This window comes from Pigmentiphaga sp. (assembly GCF_019689535.1).
Taxonomy (GTDB): Bacteria; Pseudomonadota; Gammaproteobacteria; order Burkholderiales; family Burkholderiaceae_B; genus Pigmentiphaga.
Map to the genome: position 1 here is coordinate 1 of NZ_JADGHH010000048.1, position 20,142 is coordinate 20,142.

Sequence of the window (20,142 nt, forward strand, 5' to 3'; positions counted from 1 at the left end):
ATTTTCGTCGGCTGCTGATGTTTTTTATCCCGCCCGGGCCTTGCTCCTGCTTCGTGATGGCAGCAGGAGCAAGGCCCCGTCCCCCACGCGCCTGGCAACCTGACGCGCACTGCCTATTCGAGGCGCCCGTACGCCGCCACGGGCCCGGATATCCAATCAGGGTTATCGTTTCCCTGAGAAACCCCGGAAGCATTGCCTTGAGAAACCCTGTTCCTACGCGCCGCTCCGGCAGCGGATTCGCTACGCTGCGCACGCTCCTTCCTTACCTGTGGCCGCCCGGCGCCGCCAACCTGCGCTTGCGCATCGTGACGGCGGTAGCCTTCCTCATCGCCGCCAAGGTCGCCAACGTCTACGTCCCCATCTTCTACAAGGGCGCGGTCGATGCCCTCGGAACAACCGCCGGCGCAACGCTGGCCATTCCGCTCGGAATGATCCTCGCGTATGGCGGCGCGCGCGTACTGACACTGCTATTTTCCGAGCTGCGCGACGCGGTTTTCGCGCGCGTGGCCCAGCACGCCATCCGGGTAGTCGGGCTACAGGTCTTCCGCCACCTGCACGCGCTGGCGCTGCGTTTCCACCTGGCCCGCCAGACGGGCGGCCTGACGCGCTCCATCGAGCGGGGAACCAAAGCCATCGACACGCTGCTGTCCTACATGCTTTTCAACGTGCTGCCCACGCTCTTCGAGATCGGGCTGGTGACGATCATCCTGTGGCGCATGTTCGATGTCTGGTTCGCATTGGCGACCTTCGTCACGGTCGCGCTCTACATCGGCTACACGCTGGTCATCACCGAATGGCGCACGAAGTTCCGCCGCCAGATGAACGAGACCGACTCGGAGGCCAACACCAAGGCGATCGACAGCCTGCTCAACTACGAAACGGTCAAGTATTTCGGCAACGAGGAGCACGAGGCCCGCCGCTACGACCACGCGCTCGATCGTTACGAACGCGCGGCGGTCAAGAGCCAGGTCAGCCTCTCGCTGCTCAACATCGGCCAGGCGGCCATCATTTCCATCGGCCTGACCGTGGTGATGTGGATGGCAGCGCGTGGCATCGCGGCCGGCCGCATGAGCATCGGCGATTTCGTCCTGGTCAACGCCTATCTCGTGCAGCTGTACCAGCCGCTCAATTTCTTCGGCTTCGTCTACCGCGAAATCAAGCAGTCGCTGATCGACATGGACCGCATGTTCGAACTGCTTTCAGAAGACCGCGAGGTCGCCGATCGCCCCGGCGCACCCGCGCTTCAGGTACACGGGGCCGAGGTCGAGTTCCGCCATGTGGTGTTCGGCTACGACCCCCGCCGCCTCATCCTGCAGGACGTCAGCTTTACCATCCCGGCGGGCAAGACCGTCGCCGTGGTCGGTTCCTCGGGTGCCGGCAAGTCCACGCTCAGCCGCTTGCTTTTCCGGTTCTACGACGTGAACGCGGGCGCCATCCTGGTCGACGGCCAGGATATTCGCGACGTTACGCAGGCCAGCTTGCGGGCAGCCATCGGCATCGTGCCCCAGGACACGGTGCTGTTCAACGACACCATCTACTACAACATCGCCTATGGAAGACCGGGCGCCACCCAGGCCGAGGTCGAAGAGGCGGCCCGGCTCGCGCACATCCACGATTTCATCCTTGCCATGCCCGACGGCTATAACACCATAGTCGGCGAGAGGGGATTGAAGCTCTCCGGTGGCGAAAAGCAGCGCGTCGCCATTGCCCGCACCATCCTCAAACGCCCCGCGATACTCGTTTTCGACGAAGCCACCAGCGCGCTGGATACGCATACGGAACGCGAGATCCAAGCCAACCTGCGGGAAGTGAGCAAGGGACGGACCACGCTCACCATTGCGCACCGTTTGTCCACCATCGTAGATGCGGACGAGATCATCGTGCTCGACGGCGGAAAAATCGTCGAGCGCGGGCGCCATCATCAGCTGCTGACGCGCAACGGCGCCTACGCCGCCATGTGGAAACGACAACAGGCAAGCGGGGAAGGCGAGGAGCTCAAGCCCTACGGCGCGGTGGTCGACACGGCCTGAACCTGCCTGCGACAAGACGGCGGGCAATGGCTAAGCCGCCTGCCCCCGTCGGCTCACACGGCTGCGGCTTCCTTCAGCGTCTCCTGCAACTCGGCCACCAAGGCATCGGTATCGCGCGCCGCGAGCTTTTGCTTGTCGAATAAATTGCTTCCCATGCCCACGATCTCGGCTCCCGCCCGGAAATAGGCGGCCATGTTCGCGCGCGTGACGCCGCCGGTCGGGCAAAAGAGCGTGTCGCGGAACACGGCCTTGATCGCGGCCAAATGGCCGGGCCCCCCGGTTTCCGCGGGAAAGATCTTCACCACGTCGGCACCCGCCTCACGGGCCGCGATGATTTCGGTGGGAGTAAACGCCCCCAGCATGCTCAAGGCGCCGGCTGCCCGCGCCAACTCCGCCAAGGGGGGCACCACGCCCGGAGAGACCAGGAAGTCCGCCCCCGCCTCCAGGGCAGAGCGTGCCTGGTCGGCATCCAATACCGTGCCGACGCCGACCAGCGCGTCCGCCCGGCCGCTCAGCTGCGCGTCCGCACGGACCGCGCGCAGCACCTCGAGGACATCAGGTATGGTCCAGGTCAGCTCTATGCCCAGGCAACCGGCCCGTAGCGCGACCTGGGCCGCGTAGAGCGCAGTTTCGGCATCCTGGTACCGCAGCACCGGAATCACGCGGGCCGAGCGCAGAACCGCCCGGCGTTGACGAGAAACTGAATCAACCATGTTGGACACCCGCTGAGAAAGCAAGCACAGCCTAGCACGACCGGCGTGCGCTGCCTGTAACCGACTCGCAGCGGATCAAGGCTGGCCGGCCTGGCAGCCCGGCGCACCGCGGCTGCGCATCGCCCACACCAGCAGGCCGGCCAGCGCCATGCACGCCCCGGCCCCCGTCACCGCATGCCAGCCGCCGTGCGCGTAAGCCCAGGCGGAAATCATCGATCCGATCGAGCCGCCAACGAAGTAGCTGGTCATATAGACCGCCGTGAGGCGGCTGCGTGCCTCGGGGCGGATGCGATAGATGGCGTTCTGGTTGCTGATGTGAATCGCCTGCGCCGCCAGGTCGAGCAAGATCACCCCCGCCACCAGGAAGGCCACCGACACCTTGGCGAGCGAAACCGGCAGCCAGGAGCAAAACATGAGGATCAGGCCGTAACGCGTCGCGACGTCGCCCTTGCCCCGGTCGGCCAGCCGCCCCACCCGGGCAGCCGTCAGCGCACCCGCGGCACCAGCCAGGCCGAACAGCCCGATGGTGAAGGTCGAGTATCCGAAGGGCGGGGCGGACAACAGGAAGGCCAGAGAAGTCCATAACATCGCGAAGCCCGCAAAATTGAACGCGCCGAGCAGCGCCCGCGTGCGCAACATGGGCTCTTGCGCAAACAGCACGGCCAGCGAGGCGATCAGGCGCACATAGGGCATGCCGGCGGCGTGCGCCGGATGCCGCGGCAGCGCCCGGCGCATCACGAACGCAAGAACGGCCATCAGCACGGCGGCGATGGCGTATACCGCACGCCAGCTGCCTGTCGAGGCCAATGCGCCGGACACGGTGCGCGCCAGGAGGATGCCCAGCAGCAGGCCGCTCATCAAGGTGCCGACCACCCTGCCGCGCTCATTGGGCGCGGCAAGGGTGGCGCCGAAGGGCACCAACACCTGGGCCACGACCGAGAACAGTCCCGCGGTCGCGGTTCCCGCCAACAGGACGGGAAGGCTGGGCGCCGCGGCGCTCGCGCAGAGCCCGCCCGCCGCCAGCAGGGTCATGACGAAGATCAGGTTGCGCCGCTCGAACATATCGCCGAGCGGCACCAGGAAAAACAAGCCGACGGCATAGCTAACCTGCGCGGTCGTGACGATGGCGCCGGCGGCTGGTATCGACAGCCCCAAGTCGGCGGCGATAATGTGCAATAGGGGTTGAGCGTAATAGTTGGCAGCCACGGTCAGGCCCGTGGCGATCGACATCAGCCAGACCAGGCCCGGGCTAAGCCTGCCCTGGGATACGGGATTCATACTCATGCGGGGGGGACTCCTTTCCCCTGCATTATTTCGCACTGGTAGACTCTATGCGAAAAGACGGCGTGCCGCGGCCCCGATGCCGTCGAACCGCAAAGCCGCGCGCGCCCATCATTGGCACCACACCGAACTCCGACCATGCAAGAGCAAGAGCAAGAGCACGATCAGCCACTGGAAACCGTCCTCGTCCGCGTCACTGGCAAAGTACAGGGAGTGGGCTTTCGCTTCGCGACCGTGCGCCGCGCGCACATGGTGGGCGTGGGTGGCTGGGTACGTAACAATGACGACGGTTCCGTCGAAGCCCTGGTGCAAGGCACGCCGGACCAAGTCGACCAGATGCTGGCGTGGCTGCGCCAGGGGCCGCCCCAGGCCCGCGTGGACGAGGTGACGAGTGAACGCCAGTTCATCGACCGGCGGTTCACCCGCTTCGAGCAGCAGTGATCAAGCGAGCTTGACGTTCACGTTCTTGGTATAGGTGAACTCGAGGAGTTCGGCGAAACACTCCTCCCGCCCGATGCCCGACTGCTTGACGCCGCCGAAAGGCGCGCCCAGGAAGTGCTGGCTGGTGTTGTTGATCCAGACGTAGCCCGTCACCATGCGGCGCGCGGCACGATGGGCGGTATTGAGGTCGCGCGTCCAGATCGAACCGGTCAATCCATAGTCCACCCCGTTCACCTGCTCGAACAGCGCGTCCTCGTCACGCCATTTGAAGACGGACATGATGGGCCCGAACACCTCTTCGCGCGCCACGCGCATATGGGGCTGGACGTCCGCGAACACTGTCGGTTCGTAAAAGAACCCCTTGGCGAGCGCCGGATCGGCAGGCCGCTTGCCCCCGCACACCAGGCGGGCGCCTTCCTCCAGCGCAGATGCGACGAAGCCCTCGACCTTTTGCAATTGGGCGCGGCTCACCAGCGCGCCCATGGTAGTGGCCGGATCCGTGGGAATGCCCGGCTTGTGACGTTGCGGCAGCAGCTTCGCCACGGCATCGAGCACTTGGTCGTGGATGGACTCGTGCAGGAACACCCGGCTGGTCGAACCGCAGCTCTGCCCCGACCAGGTGAAATTCATCCCGCCAATGATCCCTTCGACCAGCTTGTCCAGGTCGGCATCGGGATAGGCGATGAGCGCGTTCTTGCCGCCCAGCTCCAGCAGCACGGGCTTGAGGTCCCTGGCCGCCGTCTCCATCACGGCCTTGCCCGTCGGGACACCGCCGATGAGCGTGATCTTGCGCACCAGCGGGTGCCGCGACATCGCCTCGCCGCACTCGCGACCGCCGCACAGAAAGTTCACCACACCGGGCGGAAAGAGGTGGCCGATCAACTCGGCGAGCCGGATGACGGACAGCGGCGCCTGGTCCGGAGCCTTGACCACGACGGTATTCCCCGCGGCCAGCGGCGCCGCGATGCGCAATGCGGCAAACATGAGGGGATGGTTGTACGCCACGATGCGTCCGATCACGCCCATGGGTTCCCTCAACGTGTAGTTCAGGTGGCCGTCCCCCATGGGAATGGTCTCGCCCTTGATCTCGGCGGCCAGCCCCGCAAAATACTCCAGGCCGTCCGCAGCGAACCCGGCGTCGTGGAGCAGGATCGATACGGGGTTGCCGTTATTGAGGGAGTCGAGCTGTGCCAACGGCAGCGCATGCTCGCGCAGCACGGCAGCGGCGCGGCGCAGATACTCGCCGCGACGGGCAGGCGGCGTGCTGGCCCATGCGGGAAAGGCAGCATGGGCAGCCCGCACCGCCGCATCGACGTCCGCCGCGCCGGCCACGGGCGCTTGGGTGATAGGCTCGTCGTAGGCCGGGTTGATCGTGTCGGCATACTCGCCGGATAACGGCGCGTGCCACGCGCCGCCGTAGTAGAGCCCCCGCTGAACGGGGAGTATGCCCTCGGGGATTTCATGGGCTCGCATGCAAGCCTCCTATCCGAGCAAGGTTAGTGCGAACGCGTCAGGCCGGCGGTCATGGCAGGGTTGTAGCCGGGTTGGACGACGGCATCCACCACCACGATGCCCCCGCCGCGCACCGCGGCAACCGCCTCGGTCAATACGCGCTCGAGCTCTTCGGTGCGGCGCACGGGCCCGATGCCGGTCAACCCCTGCGCCCTCGCGATCGCCGCCAGGTCCGGGGCTGGCTCGTCGATGCGCTGTCCTATCCAGCGGTTTTCCACGGGCCGGCCGCGTTGCCGCGCCACGCGCTCCTGGTGGATCTCGTCGTTGAAGAACGAACGGTTGTTGCAGACGATCATCAGCATGGGAATGCCGGCATTGGCCGCCGTCCAGAGCGCATTGTTCCCCATCATGTAATCGCCGTCGCCGATCAGCGCCACGGGAAGCCGGTCACTGCCCTTGAGCGCAAGTGCCGATCCAATCGCCATGCCCGGGCCCGACCCCACGCCGCCGCCACCGTCGTAGCCCAGGAAATCCAGAGGATGCTTGAAGTCCCAGAACTCGCCACTCCAGCTCAGCGGCAAACGGGTCAAGCACACCGGCATCGTGCCCACGACCTTGCGCAGCACCGCCGCGACCGTCGGTACCGTCAACGGCGACGACGGGTCCTCAGGGATGGTTGGCCGGGCGACCGGCGCCGGCGGCGGGGGAGGCACCCGACGCGGCGTAACGTGTTCGTTCAGCAAGGCAACGGCCGGCTCGGGCTCGGACAGCAGGAAAAGGTCCACCGGGGGCAGCCCCTGGTGATCCATGCTCCAGCCGTTGTGGCTGTAATGGTCGACCGATACCTGGATGATGCGGCTGCCCACCGGCTCGCTCCCCCAAGCCTGCTTGAGCGTGCCGGCCAGGTCCAACCAGTCCAGGCTGAGGACCACGTCGGCCTCGCGCAGCACCTTCGCCGACTGAGGATTCAGGAACATGCCGCAGGGCGCCGCATGCAGCGGGTGGTCGGTCGGAAAGGCGGCGCCGACTTTCAGGTCGGTGAGCACCTGTGCCTGCAGCGTCTCGGCCAGGCGGATGCGATCTGCCCAGCCCGACTCGGAACGGGACACCCGGCCAGCCAGGATCACGGGCCGCTTGGCCTGCGACAGCCACGAGGCTGCCTGTTTGATGAGCTCGTCGGCCGGCCGCGCCGGCGGGGGCGGCAGGTAGCGCGCCGGATCGGGCAGGGGATAGTCCTCGTCGCAGCGCGATTCCTGCAACCCCGCGTCGAAACACACGTACACGGGGCCCTGCGGCGCCGTGGTGGCAATCTGCTTGGCGCGCAGCAAGGCTTCGAGTGCCGCCGGGATGGAAGCCGGCTGGGCGTCCCACTTGACGAAATGGCGGATCAGCGCACCTTGGTCTTGCACGGTGTGGATCCAGTCGATCCACGGGCGCCGCTTGGCCGCATCCACCGGGCCGGTGGCCCCGAGGATGATGACCGGCGCGCGGTCGACCCAAGCATCGTAGATGGCCATGGAGCCGTGCATCAGCCCGACGTTGGCATGCAAGGCCGCCCCGATCGGCTTGCCCGTCACTTTGGCGTAGCCATGGGCGATCGCGACCGCGTGCTCCTCGTGCAGCACCACGATCATCTGGGGATCGCGGTTGCCCAGGTGATTGACCAAGCTGTCGTGCAATCCTCGATAGCTCGAACCGGGGTTGACGATCAAGTAAGGGATGTCCAGTTCGCGCAGCATGTCGGCGATGCGGTCGCTTCCCCAGACGACACCGTCGTCTTGCCAGGCCAGCGGTTCGTCGCGTCGAACCAGCGATTCGGTCGAGGACTTCATAAGACTTCCTATCAGTAAGTAAAAAATGATCTTCGAACAGAAAGGATCAATCGACCCGGATGTTGGCGCGCTTGATGACCTCGGCCCATCGTTGCTTGTCCTCGAGCATCATCCGGTCGAATTCGGCGGGTGTACTGCTCGCGACTTCGATGCCTTGCTCCCGGAGCTTGGCCTGGACGGCCGGCACCTTGAGTGCCCGGTTGAGTTCGCCGTTGAGCTTGTCGATGATTTCGCGTGGGGTGCCGGCAGGCGCAATGAGCCCGATCCAGATATCGCTCTCGAAGCCCGGCACCTTTTCCGCGATCGCAGGAACGGACGGCAAGTAGGGCAACCGATGGCCAGTGACTCCCAGCGCCTTCAGGCGGCCGTTTTGGATGTACGGCAGGGCGGAGTTGATGGGGCAGAACATCAGGTCCACTGTTCCGGCCAACACGTCGACGAGCGCCGGCGCCGAGCCCTTGTACGGAACGTGCGTGAGCTGGGTGGAAGTCAGCGACTGGAAGATCTCGGCCGACATGTGCTGCGGACTTCCGGCCCCGGCCGAGGCGTACGTCAGCTTGGACGGCTCAGCCTTGGCCATCGCGACGAGCTCCTCGATAGAATTCGCCTTGAACTTCTCGGGCACGACCAACGCCATTGGCACGGTCGCCATCAGGCCGACGCCGGCCAAGTCTTTCTGCACGTCGAAAGGCAGCTTTGGATACAGCGCCGGATTCACCGCGACCGTCTGGTTGGGGGCGATGCCCAGCGTATAACCGTCGGGTTTGGATTTGGCCACCAGGTCCGTACCGATGTTGCCGGCGGCGCCCGGCTTGTTCTCGACGACAAAAGGCTGGCCGAGCGTCTTGGCCATTTCTTCGCCGAGCACGCGCGCAAGCACGTCGTTCGAACCGCCTGGCGGCAACGGCACGATGATGCGGATAGGTTTGTTGGGGTAGTCGTCTGCATGGACGAGCGGAACCGCGCAACAACTACCGACGAACGTCGCGGCCACCGCCGTCTTGTAGAAGCGTTTCATCATGACTCCTCCTATGGGCCGGTCCGCTGCCGCGATGAAGATGGGCGGCAAAGCAGGCCTGTTTTCTTGGCGGAGCAATGATAGAAAGCGCTTACGGGCGATTCAATCTTGAATATTGATTCAACTTACTCAATCTTGAATGTTGATTCAATACATAGGATCGTGCCCGGCGGGAAGATCGCTGCCCCATTCGCGGGGCAGCGCCCATGGAGAAGAGGCCGCCGCTCTGGCGGCGGGGCTCAGCGCCCCTTGAATACTGGCTTGCGCTTTTCGATGAACGCCTGCATGCCCTCTTTTTGGTCTTCGCTGTCGAATAACCGTTCGAAGGCGCGCCGCTCGAGCGCCAGGCCGGATTCGAGGCTGGCATCGGCACCCAACCGCACGGCCTCGCGGATGGCGCGCACGGCAAGCGGAGGCATGGCGCATATTTGGCGGGCGACGTCCAGTGCGCGCTCGAGCGCATTGCCGTCGGCGACCAGCTCGCTCACCATGTTCGACGCATAAGCCGTCTTCGCAGGAATGCGCTCGCCCGTGAGCGACCAGAGTAGCGTCTTGTACTTGCCTGCCGAACGAAGCAGCCGTTGCGTGCCGCCGCCTCCCGGCATGATGCCCACCCGGATCTCCGGCTGGCCGAAAGTCGCCCCTTCGCCGGCGATGATGATGTCGCACGCGAGCGCCAGCTCGCAGCCGCCACCCAAGGCATACCCCTCGACCGCCGCGATCACGGGCTTGCCGAGGGTCCGCAGTACATGGAATACCTGGTCCCCGCCCTGCAAGGCATGGTCCGTGGGGCGCATGTTCGACATCTCCACGATGTCCGAGCCCGCGGCGAAACAGCCCCCGGCGCCCGTCAGGACGATGCAGCCGATGCCGGCATCCTGCTCGAGCTCGCGCAGGTTCTGGATCAGCAGGGCCTTGACTTGCGAATTGAGCGCATTTTTCCGTTCGGGACGATCGATGACGATGACACCGACGCCGCCATGACGTTCTTGGCGCACCGGCGCCTTGTCCTGTTGTGTGAGGTTGTCAGACATAGTCAGAAATCCAGGTGGCGATCTGCGCAATCGGCTTGCGCATGGGAAAGGCCCGCCGGCTGTCTCCGCGCCGCGGGGCCAATCCGCCCAGGATAACAAAACCAAGACAAAAACGCGCCCGCACGCCGTCAGCGCCGGCGCCCTCGTCGCGCAACAATTTGTTGGAGAAAACCGGCGCATGACCGCAGCCAGGCACACCCCGGAGCCCCTTAGCGAACACAGAGGGGAGACCGGCTGGTACAGTGTTCGGAAAGCATTCTCCGCAAATAGGCCATGAACCGACTGTTGTCTTACCTCGTCGTGATATTGGGGCTCATCGCCATCGGCGCCGGGCTCTATCTCTGGCTGCAACCCAGGGATGACGCGCCAGTCGCGACCATCACGCCGCCTGCAGGACACTCCGACGCCCTGGCGGAACAAGAAGAGCTGCCCCCGCCACCCGCCGAGCCGCAGCCCGAGATCCAACATCCCATCGAGCAGCCTCCCGCGCCCGACCCCGCGTTGGCCGAGGCGCCCGACATCGGCGTGGCGATGAGCCGGTTGGTCGGCCGGGAAGCCCTGTTGGCGCTGTTCAACCTCGATCGTTTCGTCTATCGCGCAGTCGCAACCATCGACAATCTTGCACGCCCCCACGCGGCGCCGGCGCTCTGGCCGGTCAATCCCACCCCGGGACGCTTCGCCACGGAAGGCGCAGCTCCCGGCGAACGCATCGCGGCCGCCAACTACGCACGCTACCGCGCCTTCGTCACGGCGGTCACGCGCGTGGACAGCGCGCAGGCCGTCGCGCTCTATAGGCAGCTCTACCCTCAGTTCCAGCAGGCTTACGAAGAGCTCGGCTACCCGCGCGGCTACTTCAACGATCGGTTGGTCGCCGTCATCGACCACCTGCTCGCCACGCCCGAGCCGGGCGAACCGGTGGCGGTAGTCTTGCCCGAGGTCAAGGGCCCGCACGAGATGCGCCGGCCCTGGGTGCGCTATGAGTACGCGGACGCCTCGCTCGAAGCGCTCAGCTCCGGCCAGAGGATGCTGCTACGCATGGGACCGGAAAACCGCAAGGCGCTCAAGGCCAAGCTCGCCGAAATCCGCCGGCTGCTGGTGCGCGACGCACCGCACAACTGATTCGGGCGGCGGACCGTGCAAGCACGTCCGCCCTGGCCTCGCGCATTGCCCAAGTGCGCTTGCGCAATGCGCCCGCCTCGCTGGGCTGCCGCTCAGCCCGCAGCGGCCTGGGTTGCTCGCGCACCGACCGACGCCGCCATGCGCTTGGCCCGCTCTGCGGCTTCGGCCGCCACCAAGCGTTCCAGTACTTCGCGCGACTGCACACCGCCCGAATCGATGTTGAGCTTGAGCAGCTTGCGGTCCGGATTCTCTGACAGATTCCGCTGCTGGGCCTCCAGCATGGCAAGGTCTTCGGCAAATATCTTGCCCTGCCCCTCGCGTATGGATGCCGTCAATTGCGCATCTTCCGGCTTGAAGTTGCGGGCCATTCCCCAGAAATACCACATCGAGGTCTCGGTCTCGGGCGTGAGGAAATCCACCACGATGCTCGATGCCTTGAACTCCGGCGGTGCGTCGTAGCCACCCTTGCCGGCGTGCGCCACGCCCACTTCGATCAGGATGTGGCTGGGCGGGGTAAAGCGGCAAATCTGCCAGCGGTCGCATAGCACGTCGTCTGCCAGCCCGTTGCCGCGCAAGGCGGCGGCCCAGAACGGAGGCGGCTTGATATTGTGCATGTAGCGGCTGGTCACCACTTCGTCGCCTATCGTCCGGGTGGCGGGGGGCGCCTCCTCGATCTCCGCCTGGCCGATGCTGGTGGCATGGACATAGGTCTCATGGGTGAGGTCCATGAGGTTGTCGATCATCAGCCGAAAATCGCAATTGATGTGATACAGGCCGCCGCCGTATGCCCATGCCGGATCTTCCGCCCAAGCGAGGTGGTGGATCTTGGCCGGGTCCGCCAGCTCCGCATCGCCCGGCCATACCCAGATGAACCCGTAACGCTCCACCACCGGAAAGCTGCGTATGCTGGGGAAAGCGCGCACCCGCTGCCCCACCATGCTCGAGCATGTGCCGTCGGGGTTCATGCGCAAGCCGTGATAGCCGCACATCAACTCTCCCTGCTCGACCCAACCCAGGGAAAGCGGCGCACCGCGGTGCGGGCAGAAATCCTCGAGCGCGGCGACGACCCCATCCTTGCCGCGGTAGAAAACCATGCGCTCGTTGCAAATCTGGCGCCCCAGCGGCTTTTCGGCGATCTCGTCCGGGGTACAGGCGACGTACCAGGCATTCTTCAGAAACATTGTCTTCCTCCAAGCCTGCGCCGTGCCATGGAGACGCGGCCGCAGTACCTTGTCTGTATACAGCTTGATTTTGCTATCGATTCTTCGTGCGGGAAACAGCGGGTAAACCCTAGGTAATTTACCGGAACACCGCTGGCGAACCTGTCTTCTACACTTAAACTTGTATACAGGTCAGGAGCGAAGCGTCGAGTGTTCCCGGCTGGGCGACGCCGCGGCCTTCAATAGCAACGCCAACCCTACCGCCGCACAGAGGCAAGCCCCCATGGCCGCCATTCCCCAGGAGAAACTTCCCGTGCTTTCTTTGATCCAGCCCATCAAATAGGGTCCGACAAAGCCGCCCAAATTGCCCACGGAGTTGATCAGCGCAATGCCTCCGGCCGCCGCCGAAAAACCCAAGACTGCTGATGGCAGCTGCCGTAGCGACATGCAGCACGCGCTCCCCCCGCCGGTCGCTGTGCCTGCCCCAGGCCAACATGGCCGCCGCCGCAACGGCATAAGGCATGGCCACGATAAAGCCGACCGCGGCGTTCGAGTAGCCCATCGCCTTGGCGATCTGGGGCAGCCACAGGCCGATGCCGTAAAGACCGATCACGACGCCGAAGTACACCCCGCACAGCACGAGCACGCGCCAGTCCGTCATGGCCGGCCATATGGCGTGGTGCGCATTCGGCGCCGCATTGCGCCGGTCGTTCGCCAAATCGGCCTCGACGAAGGCCCGCTCGGACGCAGTCAGCCATTTCGCGCGCGCGGGCCCTTCCGGCAAGGCATGCAGCACCACGACGCCGAGCAAGCAGGACGGCAGGCCTTCCAGGAGAAACAGCCACTGCCAACCCTTCAGGCCGAGCCACTCGTCCATGCTTACCAACAACCCCGATATCGGCGAACCGATCGCACTCGCGAGCGGGACGGCGGCCATGAAGAGCGCGATGAACTTGGCGCGATGGCGAGCGGGAAACCAGTAGGTGAGATAAAGCAGCATCCCGGGGAGGAAGCCTGCCTCGGCCACCCCCAGCAAAAAGCGCAGCGCGAGGAAGCTCCACGTGCCCGACACGAACGCCATGCCCGCTGAGATGAGCCCCCAGGTAATCATAATGCGGGCAATCCAGAGACGGGCGCCGACCTTCTCCAGGATGAGGTTGCTCGGTATTTCGAAGAAAAAATACCCGATGAAGAAAATGCCCGCGCCCCAACCGTAGATGGACGGCGTAAAACCCAAGTCCTGGTTCATGGTCAGCGCAGCAAAGCCAATATTGACCCGATCCAGGAAGGCCATCAAATAGAGCAGCATCATCAGCGGGATGATGCGCGCGGCGATCTTGCGGTAGGGACTGCCCGGCGCTTCGTTCTTCATCGTTTTCCCGGCGGGTAGGGTTTGACCGAAAGATCGTAGCGCATGGCTGCGCGGCCGACGGGCAGGGCACCGCTTCCTTCAAGAGCAGGGTCGCGGCACTTGGCCCGAAACGTGCAATGCGCTCGCAGTGCGACCGGACGCAGGCGTCATCACCCGCCCGCCGATAGGTCGTGCACCAAAGCCGGTCTTTTGCACCAAAACCGGCAGGCCGATTCCCCATGCCGGGGCGACGACGCTATCACCCAGACTATCGCATGACCGCCATCGATACGCTCATTCCCTCCGTCAAACCTGCCCGCAAAGGGCGTGAAGCCGCGTTGGCCCGCATCCGGAAAGCGGCCATCACGGAGTTCGCGCTCCACGGGCTGAAAGGCGCATCCACCCAAGACATCGCCGAACGCGCCGGCATGACGAAGGCGCAATTGCACTATTACATCCTCGGAAAAGAGGAGCTTTATGAAGAACTGCTCCAGTCTGTGCTGGATGCATGGGCGGACCTGGCGCCGTTCGATGAGCGCGCGGGCGACCCTCGCACTGCTCTGACGACCTACATCCGCGCCAAGCTCGAATATTCCTTCGCCCACCCGGAACTCTCTCGCATCTTCACGCGCGAGGTCCTCAGCGGAGGCCCTTATCTACAGAAGTATTGGCAGCAGGCCTCGGAATCCGCCCACCGCAAAGTGGCCATCATCGAGCGCTGGATCGCCCTGGGGCTGATGAGGCCTCTCGATGCGCGCATGCTGTTGATGCACATTTGGACCATCACCCAGCACTACGCTGACTATGCCCCGCAAATCGCCGTGATGTTCGGCGGAGTCGGCAGCCCGTCTCTCTCCCACGAACATATCGTCGAACAAGTCACCCGCTTCATCCTGCTCGGCTGCGGCCTAGACGTCCAGCGATGATTGGCACGGCGATTGCTTGAAGCCTGACCGGCAGATTTGACCAGTCGGAAAGTTTTCGGAGTCCGCCTTGAGCGCACCTGCAATCGCCAAACCGCTCGCCCGCTACGCCGCCTACAAGCGGATGGGCGATTTCGTCTTCATGTCAGGCGTCATCGCCGTGGATCCCGATGCCCAACGCATCGTGCGCGGCTACGCCGACATCCCCGATCACGCGCGCACCGCTCTCGGCGAAACCGGAGAGTTCTCCGTCGACTACAAGGAGGGGCCTATCTTGGCCCAAAGCTGGTACGTACTGGACAGGATACGGCAAACCATCGAGTCGGCCGGCGGGCAGATGTCCGACGTTTTCAAATTGGTCCAGTACTTCCGCAACCTGGACCACTTTCCCTACTACAACCGCGTCCGCAAGCTTTTCTTCCCGCAGGATCCTCCCGTCTCCACGGTCGTCGAGGTCTCCGGCCTCATGCCGTGCGACGACATGCTGATCGAAGTCGAAGCCACGGCCTATCTGCCGCAGTCCCGTTGATCCACTACCCGGCGCCGACCACCATGCTGCACGGATTCATACCGCCCCAACGCTTTCTTCCCTACCTGAGCTGGTCGGACATCGCTGCGCTGCCCGATCGCGAAAACACGGTCATCGTGCTGCCCGTAGCCGCGATCGAACAGCACGGACCTCATCTTCCCTGCGCAGTCGATAGCCTGATCGCCGCCGGCATCACCGGCAAGGCGCTCGAGCGCCTCGACCCCACGGTCCCGGCATATGCGCTGCCGCCCCAGGTCTATGGCAAGTCGGACGAACATTTGCACTTTCCCGGCACCATCACGCTCACAGGCGAGACACTGTTCTCCATACTCGTAGAGATCGGCGAGTCCGTGTATCGCGCCGGCTTCCGCAAGCTCCTCATCATCAACGGCCACGGGGGACAGTCCCAGCCCATTGAAATGGCAGCACGCGAATTGCGCCTGCGCCACGGCGATTACCTGGTCGTGCCGCACTTCACCTGGCGCGTGCCGCACATCGCCGGCCGCTATCTCTCTGAAAAAGAGAAAAAACTCGCCATGCACGCCGGACACGCCGAAACCGCCATCACCATGGCCCTCGCACCGGAAACCGTACACATGGACCGTGCCGCGGCCAACTATCCGCCCGAGTTTCCATCTCGGCTTCTTTCCCCCGATGGCCGCCCGGCAGTGGCGTGGGTGGCGCGAGACTTCGGCCCGACGGGCGTGATCGGCGACCCGACCGGCGCTACCCGCGAGCAGGGTGAAGCCATCCTCGAGTCGCTCGCGGATAGCTGGGCCGCGGCGATCAAGGAGTTCCACGAACTCAAGTGGGTAGAGCGCAAAGAGCCGACGTGGGCGCGCTCGCATTTCACCGGCCACGTCGAACCGGCCGGAGAGGGGTCGCAATGAGCACAGATGACGCACGTCTGGCGATGCTGCAAAAGCTCGAGCGCATCCGCACCCAATTGCCCCACATCGATTGGATCGTGGACGACGCCCGCGTCAAGCGCCTCTCCCAGGATTACTTCTGGTTCAGCCCCGTCCTCAAGCGCCTGTTCGACGACAAGCAAGCCGATGCAGTGGCGCGACCTCGCAACGAGGAAGAGATACGGAAAGTCGTCAGCGCCTGTGTGCGCGAGGGCGTACCGCTTACCGTCCGCGGTGGCGGCACGGGCAACTACGCGCAATCTACGCCGCTCGCGGGCGGGCTGGTTTTGGACCTGTCGCGATTCGACGAACTCCTATGGGTGCGCAACGGCGTCGGGCGCGCCCAAGCAGGCATCCGGCTATCGGAGTTCGATGAGCAGGCCAGGCCGCAAGGCTGGGAGCTGCGCTGCCTGCCTTCGACGTTTCGCATGGCTACGCTAGGCGGCCTGTTCGGCGGGGGATTCGGAGGTGTCGGGTCGATCACCTACGGCCCCCTGGGCGCCCCGGGCAATGTCCTCGCCATCAAAGTCATGACCGTAGAAGCCGAACCCCGCATCGTCGAGCTGACCGGCCCCGAGGCGCTGTTGCTGCACCATGGATACGGGACCAATGGCATCGTGCTGGAGCTGGAAGTCGCCTTGGCGCCGGCGCATCCTTGGCTCGAGAACATCATCGTGTTCGACGACTTCGACCGTGCGCTCGACTGCGGCCAAGCGCTTGCCCAAGCGCCCGGCATCATCAAGAAATCAGTCACGGTGCTGGCCGATCCGGTACCCGGCTACATGACGGCCCTCCAGGCTTTCCTGCCCGCTGGCAGCCACGCGCTGCTGGTCATCGTGGCCGAATTCAACGAAGCGGCGATGAAGCAGATCGTGGCCGACTTCGGAGGCCGGATCACTTACCGGCAAGACATGGAACAAGTCCGGGCCACCCGGCGCACGCTGGTCGAGTACGCCTGGAACCACACCACCATGCATGCGCTGAAAGTCGATCGCAGCCTCACCTATATCCAATGCAGTTTCCAGCCCGGCCGTAATCTGGAACAGGTTCGGACACTGCGCAAGTTGCTAGGCGATGAGGTGCTGACGCACGTGGAGTTCCTGCGCCTGCGCGATGGCACCCTGACCTGCAACGGACTGCCTATCGTCCGCTATACGACCGACGAGCGCTTGGACGAAATCATGCAGATCTACCGGGACCACGGCGTTGGCGTCGCCAATCCGCATGTCTACGTCGTCGAAGACGGCAAACAGGGGCAGATCAACCCCGCCGTCGTCATGAAGAAAGTCGCTTTCGACCCTCATGGTTTGCTGAACCCGGGCAAGCTGCGCGGCTGGGAGATCCGCGACCAGATCATCGCCGCCCACGCCGAAGCCTAACCTCCCCATACCAACACACACGTCAAGGATCGTCCATGCTCGCAACCCGCATCAAAGCCACCGTCCTGGCGCTAAGCGCCACCCTCGCCATCCTGCCCGGTCTCGCCACGGCGGAGACGATCAAGGTGCGCTATTCCTGGAAACTGAAAGGCGAGTACGCAGCGTTCTACATGGCACAGGAGATCGGTGCCTACGCCAAGCGCGGCCTGGATGTCAGCCTGGGTGAGGGCGCCGGCGCGCAAGCGGCACTCGGCGCGCTCATACAAGGACAAGAGGATGCAGCCGTGGTGCCCGCCGCTTTCGCCTTGACGGCCATTTCCAAGGGAATGCCCGTGAAGATCGTGGCCCTGTACCACCCGCGCGCCCCCATCGGCGTCGTTTCGCACGCATCCAATCCGGTGGCGACGCCCAAGGACCTCGAGGGCAAGAAGATCGCCGTGTCCGTGGGCGACACCGTGGCCGCTTACCTGGGCGTAATCTGCAAGATGAACGAGGTCGATTGCAACAAGATCGATCGCGTCATGATGGACAGCCAGGTGCGTTCTTCGCAATTCCTCGCGAATCGCGTCGATGCACTCACCACGTATCTGAACGTGGATCCCCCGCTGCTGGCTAGCATCAGCAAGGATCCGCTCGTCACCCTGGATTTTTCGAAATTCGGCCTGGTCCTGCCGGGGCTGTCGATCGTGGTGAAAGACGATGCGATAGCCAAGAAGGGCAAGCCACTCTCGGACTTCCTGGCCGCACTCGACGAGGGCGTTGCTGCCTCGCGCAAGGATCCCGCCGCTGCCGCGCAAGCCATTCGAATGGCTTGGCCGGGCAGTCCCAAGCCCGACATTGTCCAGGCACAGGTCTCGGCAACGCTAGACGCCATTCCGCAGCTGCCTGGGCGCCCCGCAGGCTACATCGAAGCAAAAGACCTGTCGGTGGCGATAGACATGCTCAAGTCGGTGGGCGAACTGCAGGGTGACAAGCCGGTCGACGCCTATTACAGCAACGCCTTGTTTGCCCGCTGACCCGAGGGAGCGCACCATGATTCTCTATACGCCGCCCCATGCCGCGCAGGAAATTCCCGTCATCGACTTGGCGGACAGTTTTTCGGCCGACCTGGCACGCCGGCAAGAGGTGGCCTGGAACATACACAAGGCCTGCCGCGACACGGGTTTTTTCTACGTCGCGAATCATGGCATCCCGTCGAGCGTCCTGGCTGCGCAGCTGGAGGAAGCACGGCGGTTCTTCGCGCTCCCGCTAGAAGCCAAAATGCGCATCGCAATGTCGAAGTCGACTTGCCATCGCGGCTACGATCCAATGCATAACCAGGCCCTGGACATCGATTCACCGCCCGACTTGAAGGAGGGCTTCCAGTTCGCGCGCGAGCTGCCACCTACCCACCCGCGGGTCCTGCAAGGCGTTCCCAACCATGGGCCGAACCAGTGGCCGGATGAACTGCCCGGATTCCGGGAGCAGATGCTCGACTATCAAACCCACGTCATCAAGCTCGGCCAGCACCTGATGCGCTGCTTGGCGCTTTCGCTGGAGCTGCCCGAAACCTATTTCGACGAGGGAACCGCCGACCCCATGTGCACGGTCCGCCTGCTGCACTACCCACCGCATCCGGAAAACGCCAGCTTCAATCAGCTCGGCGCTGGCGCGCATACCGATTGGGGAGCCATCACCATGTTGCTGCAAGACGATCGCGGCGGTTTGGAAGTACGCAATCGCGACGGGGTATGGATACGCGCCACGCCCATTCCCGACACCTTCGTCGTCAACCTCGGCGACATGGTGCGCCGCTGGACCAACGATTTGTACCAGTCCACGCTGCACCGGGTCATGAACAACGTCAGCGGCCGCGACCGCTATTCGGTAGCGTCTTTCTTCAACCCGGAGCATTTCACGCGCGTCGAATGCGTGCCGACCTGCCGGCCGGCCGAAGGTGAGCCGGCGTACGCACCATGCACGGTCGGCGAGCACATTGCCGACATGTTTCGGCTGACCTACGGCAAACCGGCGATGGCATGATGTCCACATCCGCAATCCCTCGCGACCCGTCCACTCCGTCCGCTCCGGCGACCACCCGCGGCGGCGCTTCGTTGCAACCGGAAAACGGCCGGTCCGCTTTGGCGCAAGGCGCGCCCGCCAACCCCTATCGCACCGATGCCGAACGCGAGGCGCTGCGTTTGCAGCGCCGGCGGCGCCAACGCCTATACAAGCTCGCCGCGCCGACGCTCGTTGCGCTATTGATATTGGCTTGGCAACTGGGCGCCGCGATCGCGGGCCTGTCAGAGTTCATCCTCCCGACGCCATTCGCCACGCTGCAGCGCATCGGTGCCGATGCGCCCATGTTCCTGCGACACGCTTGGATCACCGGACTTGAGGTGGTCCTGGGCTTTGCCATGGCAGTCGTCCTGGGGATGGCTACGGCGCTGCTCATTTTCTATTCACGGCTGTTCGAACACGCGGTCTATCCCATTCTTGCAGGATTGCAGACCGTGCCCAAGGTTGCGCTCGCGCCGCTGCTCGTCCTGTACCTCGGCTACGGTTGGGGCCCCAAGCTCTTTCTTGCGGGATTTCTAGCCTTCTTTCCCATCGTCGTATCGACGGTGCTCGGCCTCAAGAGCGTCGACCCTGGCCTCGTCAACGCCGTGCGCTCCATGGGCGCCACGCCGCGCCAGATTTTCTTCCGCGTGCGGCTACCCGCCGCCTTGCCGAATATTTTCGGTGGGTTCAAGGTCGGCATGAGCCTAGCCGTAATCGGAGCGGTCATCGGCGAATACGTGGCCGCGGAAAAGGGTCTCGGCTACCTGCAGTTGCAAGCCAACGCGAGCTTCGATACGACGCTCAACCTTGCTTCGGTCTTCATCATCGCCATCATGGGTTCACTGCTGTATTGCCTGCTCGCGGTCATCGAATCGAAGTTCGTCTTTTCGCGGAGTACCTCGCGGTGAATGCGCTGCCCACCCCCACCCCGG

General features: G+C 64.3%; 18 protein-coding genes. 10 read left to right on the forward strand and 8 right to left on the reverse strand.

From position 1 onward, the window contains the following. Positions 1 to 197: 197 nt before the first annotated feature. Positions 198 to 2,030, forward strand: coding sequence for an ABC transporter ATP-binding protein/permease (locus tag IRZ12_RS06175; RefSeq protein ID WP_296465757.1), 1,833 nt, complete (start codon positions 198 to 200; stop codon positions 2,028 to 2,030). Positions 2,031 to 2,083: 53 nt separating this feature from the next. Here IRZ12_RS06175 and IRZ12_RS06180 read toward each other — a convergent pair whose 3' ends face one another. Together IRZ12_RS06180 and IRZ12_RS06185 are read right to left on the reverse strand one after the other, a co-directional pair. Next, positions 2,084 to 2,743: a bifunctional 4-hydroxy-2-oxoglutarate aldolase/2-dehydro-3-deoxy-phosphogluconate aldolase gene (locus IRZ12_RS06180; protein WP_296465760.1), complete on the reverse strand. Its 660-nt coding sequence runs from the start codon at positions 2,741 to 2,743 to the stop codon at positions 2,084 to 2,086. A 75-nt stretch (positions 2,744 to 2,818) separates the two neighbouring features. Further along, positions 2,819 to 4,021, reverse strand: a complete 1,203-nt coding sequence (locus IRZ12_RS06185; protein ID WP_296465805.1) for an MFS transporter — start codon at positions 4,019 to 4,021, stop codon at positions 2,819 to 2,821. Positions 4,022 to 4,162: 141 nt separating this feature from the next. Here IRZ12_RS06185 and IRZ12_RS06190 point away from each other — a divergent pair, with 141 nt between their 5' ends. After that, complete coding sequence (locus IRZ12_RS06190; protein WP_296465763.1) at positions 4,163 to 4,465, forward strand: acylphosphatase; 303 nt, start codon at positions 4,163 to 4,165, stop codon at positions 4,463 to 4,465. Here IRZ12_RS06190 and IRZ12_RS06195 read toward each other — a convergent pair whose 3' ends face one another. The 4 genes from IRZ12_RS06195 to IRZ12_RS06210 form a co-directional block, all read right to left on the reverse strand. Next, the gene (locus tag IRZ12_RS06195) at positions 4,466 to 5,938 is read right to left on the reverse strand and encodes an aldehyde dehydrogenase family protein (RefSeq protein ID WP_296465766.1); all 1,473 of its coding nucleotides are present in this window, start codon (positions 5,936 to 5,938) and stop codon (positions 4,466 to 4,468) included. It lies immediately after the preceding gene. A gap of 23 nt (positions 5,939 to 5,961) precedes the next feature. Next, a complete protein-coding gene (locus IRZ12_RS06200; RefSeq protein WP_296465768.1) occupies positions 5,962 to 7,749 on the reverse strand; it encodes a thiamine pyrophosphate-dependent enzyme in 1,788 nt (595 codons plus the stop codon). Between the two features lie 46 nt (positions 7,750 to 7,795). Then, on the reverse strand, positions 7,796 to 8,770 hold the full coding sequence (locus tag IRZ12_RS06205) for a tripartite tricarboxylate transporter substrate binding protein (protein WP_296465773.1): 975 nt from the start codon (positions 8,768 to 8,770) through the stop codon (positions 7,796 to 7,798). Between the two features lie 236 nt (positions 8,771 to 9,006). Next, positions 9,007 to 9,801 (reverse strand): enoyl-CoA hydratase-related protein, encoded by a 795-nt coding sequence (locus tag IRZ12_RS06210; RefSeq protein ID WP_296465776.1) that lies wholly within the window; start codon positions 9,799 to 9,801, stop codon positions 9,007 to 9,009. Positions 9,802 to 10,074: 273 nt separating this feature from the next. Here IRZ12_RS06210 and IRZ12_RS06215 point away from each other — a divergent pair, with 273 nt between their 5' ends. Next, positions 10,075 to 10,920 (forward strand): DUF3014 domain-containing protein, encoded by an 846-nt coding sequence (locus IRZ12_RS06215; RefSeq protein ID WP_296465779.1) that lies wholly within the window; start codon positions 10,075 to 10,077, stop codon positions 10,918 to 10,920. A gap of 92 nt (positions 10,921 to 11,012) precedes the next feature. On the opposite strand, the gene IRZ12_RS06220 is transcribed toward IRZ12_RS06215, so the two are convergent. Next, positions 11,013 to 12,101 (reverse strand): aromatic ring-hydroxylating dioxygenase subunit alpha, encoded by a 1,089-nt coding sequence (locus IRZ12_RS06220; protein WP_296465782.1) that lies wholly within the window; start codon positions 12,099 to 12,101, stop codon positions 11,013 to 11,015. A 154-nt stretch (positions 12,102 to 12,255) separates the two neighbouring features. Further along, positions 12,256 to 13,392, reverse strand: a complete 1,137-nt coding sequence (locus IRZ12_RS06225) for an MFS transporter (protein ID WP_296465785.1) — start codon at positions 13,390 to 13,392, stop codon at positions 12,256 to 12,258. Positions 13,393 to 13,670: 278 nt separating this feature from the next. On the opposite strand from IRZ12_RS06225, the gene IRZ12_RS06230 reads away from it, so the two are divergent. From IRZ12_RS06230 to IRZ12_RS06260, 7 genes are all read left to right on the forward strand, one after another. Next, the gene (locus IRZ12_RS06230) at positions 13,671 to 14,357 is read left to right on the forward strand and encodes a TetR/AcrR family transcriptional regulator (RefSeq protein WP_367181578.1); all 687 of its coding nucleotides are present in this window, start codon (positions 13,671 to 13,673) and stop codon (positions 14,355 to 14,357) included. Positions 14,358 to 14,478: 121 nt separating this feature from the next. Beyond that, a complete protein-coding gene (locus IRZ12_RS06235; RefSeq protein WP_363322282.1) occupies positions 14,479 to 14,883 on the forward strand; it encodes a RidA family protein in 405 nt (134 codons plus the stop codon). A gap of 23 nt (positions 14,884 to 14,906) precedes the next feature. After that, positions 14,907 to 15,773, forward strand: a complete 867-nt coding sequence (locus IRZ12_RS06240; RefSeq protein WP_296465810.1) for a creatininase family protein — start codon at positions 14,907 to 14,909, stop codon at positions 15,771 to 15,773. Further along, positions 15,770 to 17,170, forward strand: a complete 1,401-nt coding sequence (locus IRZ12_RS06245; protein ID WP_296465792.1) for an FAD-binding oxidoreductase — start codon at positions 15,770 to 15,772, stop codon at positions 17,168 to 17,170. The genes IRZ12_RS06240 and IRZ12_RS06245 overlap by 4 nt, the downstream gene beginning before the upstream one ends. A gap of 35 nt (positions 17,171 to 17,205) precedes the next feature. Continuing rightward, the gene (locus tag IRZ12_RS06250) at positions 17,206 to 18,186 is read left to right on the forward strand and encodes an ABC transporter substrate-binding protein (protein WP_296465795.1); all 981 of its coding nucleotides are present in this window, start codon (positions 17,206 to 17,208) and stop codon (positions 18,184 to 18,186) included. A gap of 16 nt (positions 18,187 to 18,202) precedes the next feature. Beyond that, complete coding sequence (locus IRZ12_RS06255; protein WP_296465799.1) at positions 18,203 to 19,192, forward strand: 2-oxoglutarate and iron-dependent oxygenase domain-containing protein; 990 nt, start codon at positions 18,203 to 18,205, stop codon at positions 19,190 to 19,192. Beyond that, positions 19,189 to 20,118 (forward strand): ABC transporter permease, encoded by a 930-nt coding sequence (locus tag IRZ12_RS06260; RefSeq protein ID WP_296465802.1) that lies wholly within the window; start codon positions 19,189 to 19,191, stop codon positions 20,116 to 20,118. Before IRZ12_RS06255 ends, IRZ12_RS06260 begins: the two co-directional genes overlap by 4 nt. The last annotated feature ends 24 nt before the right edge of the window (positions 20,119 to 20,142 follow it).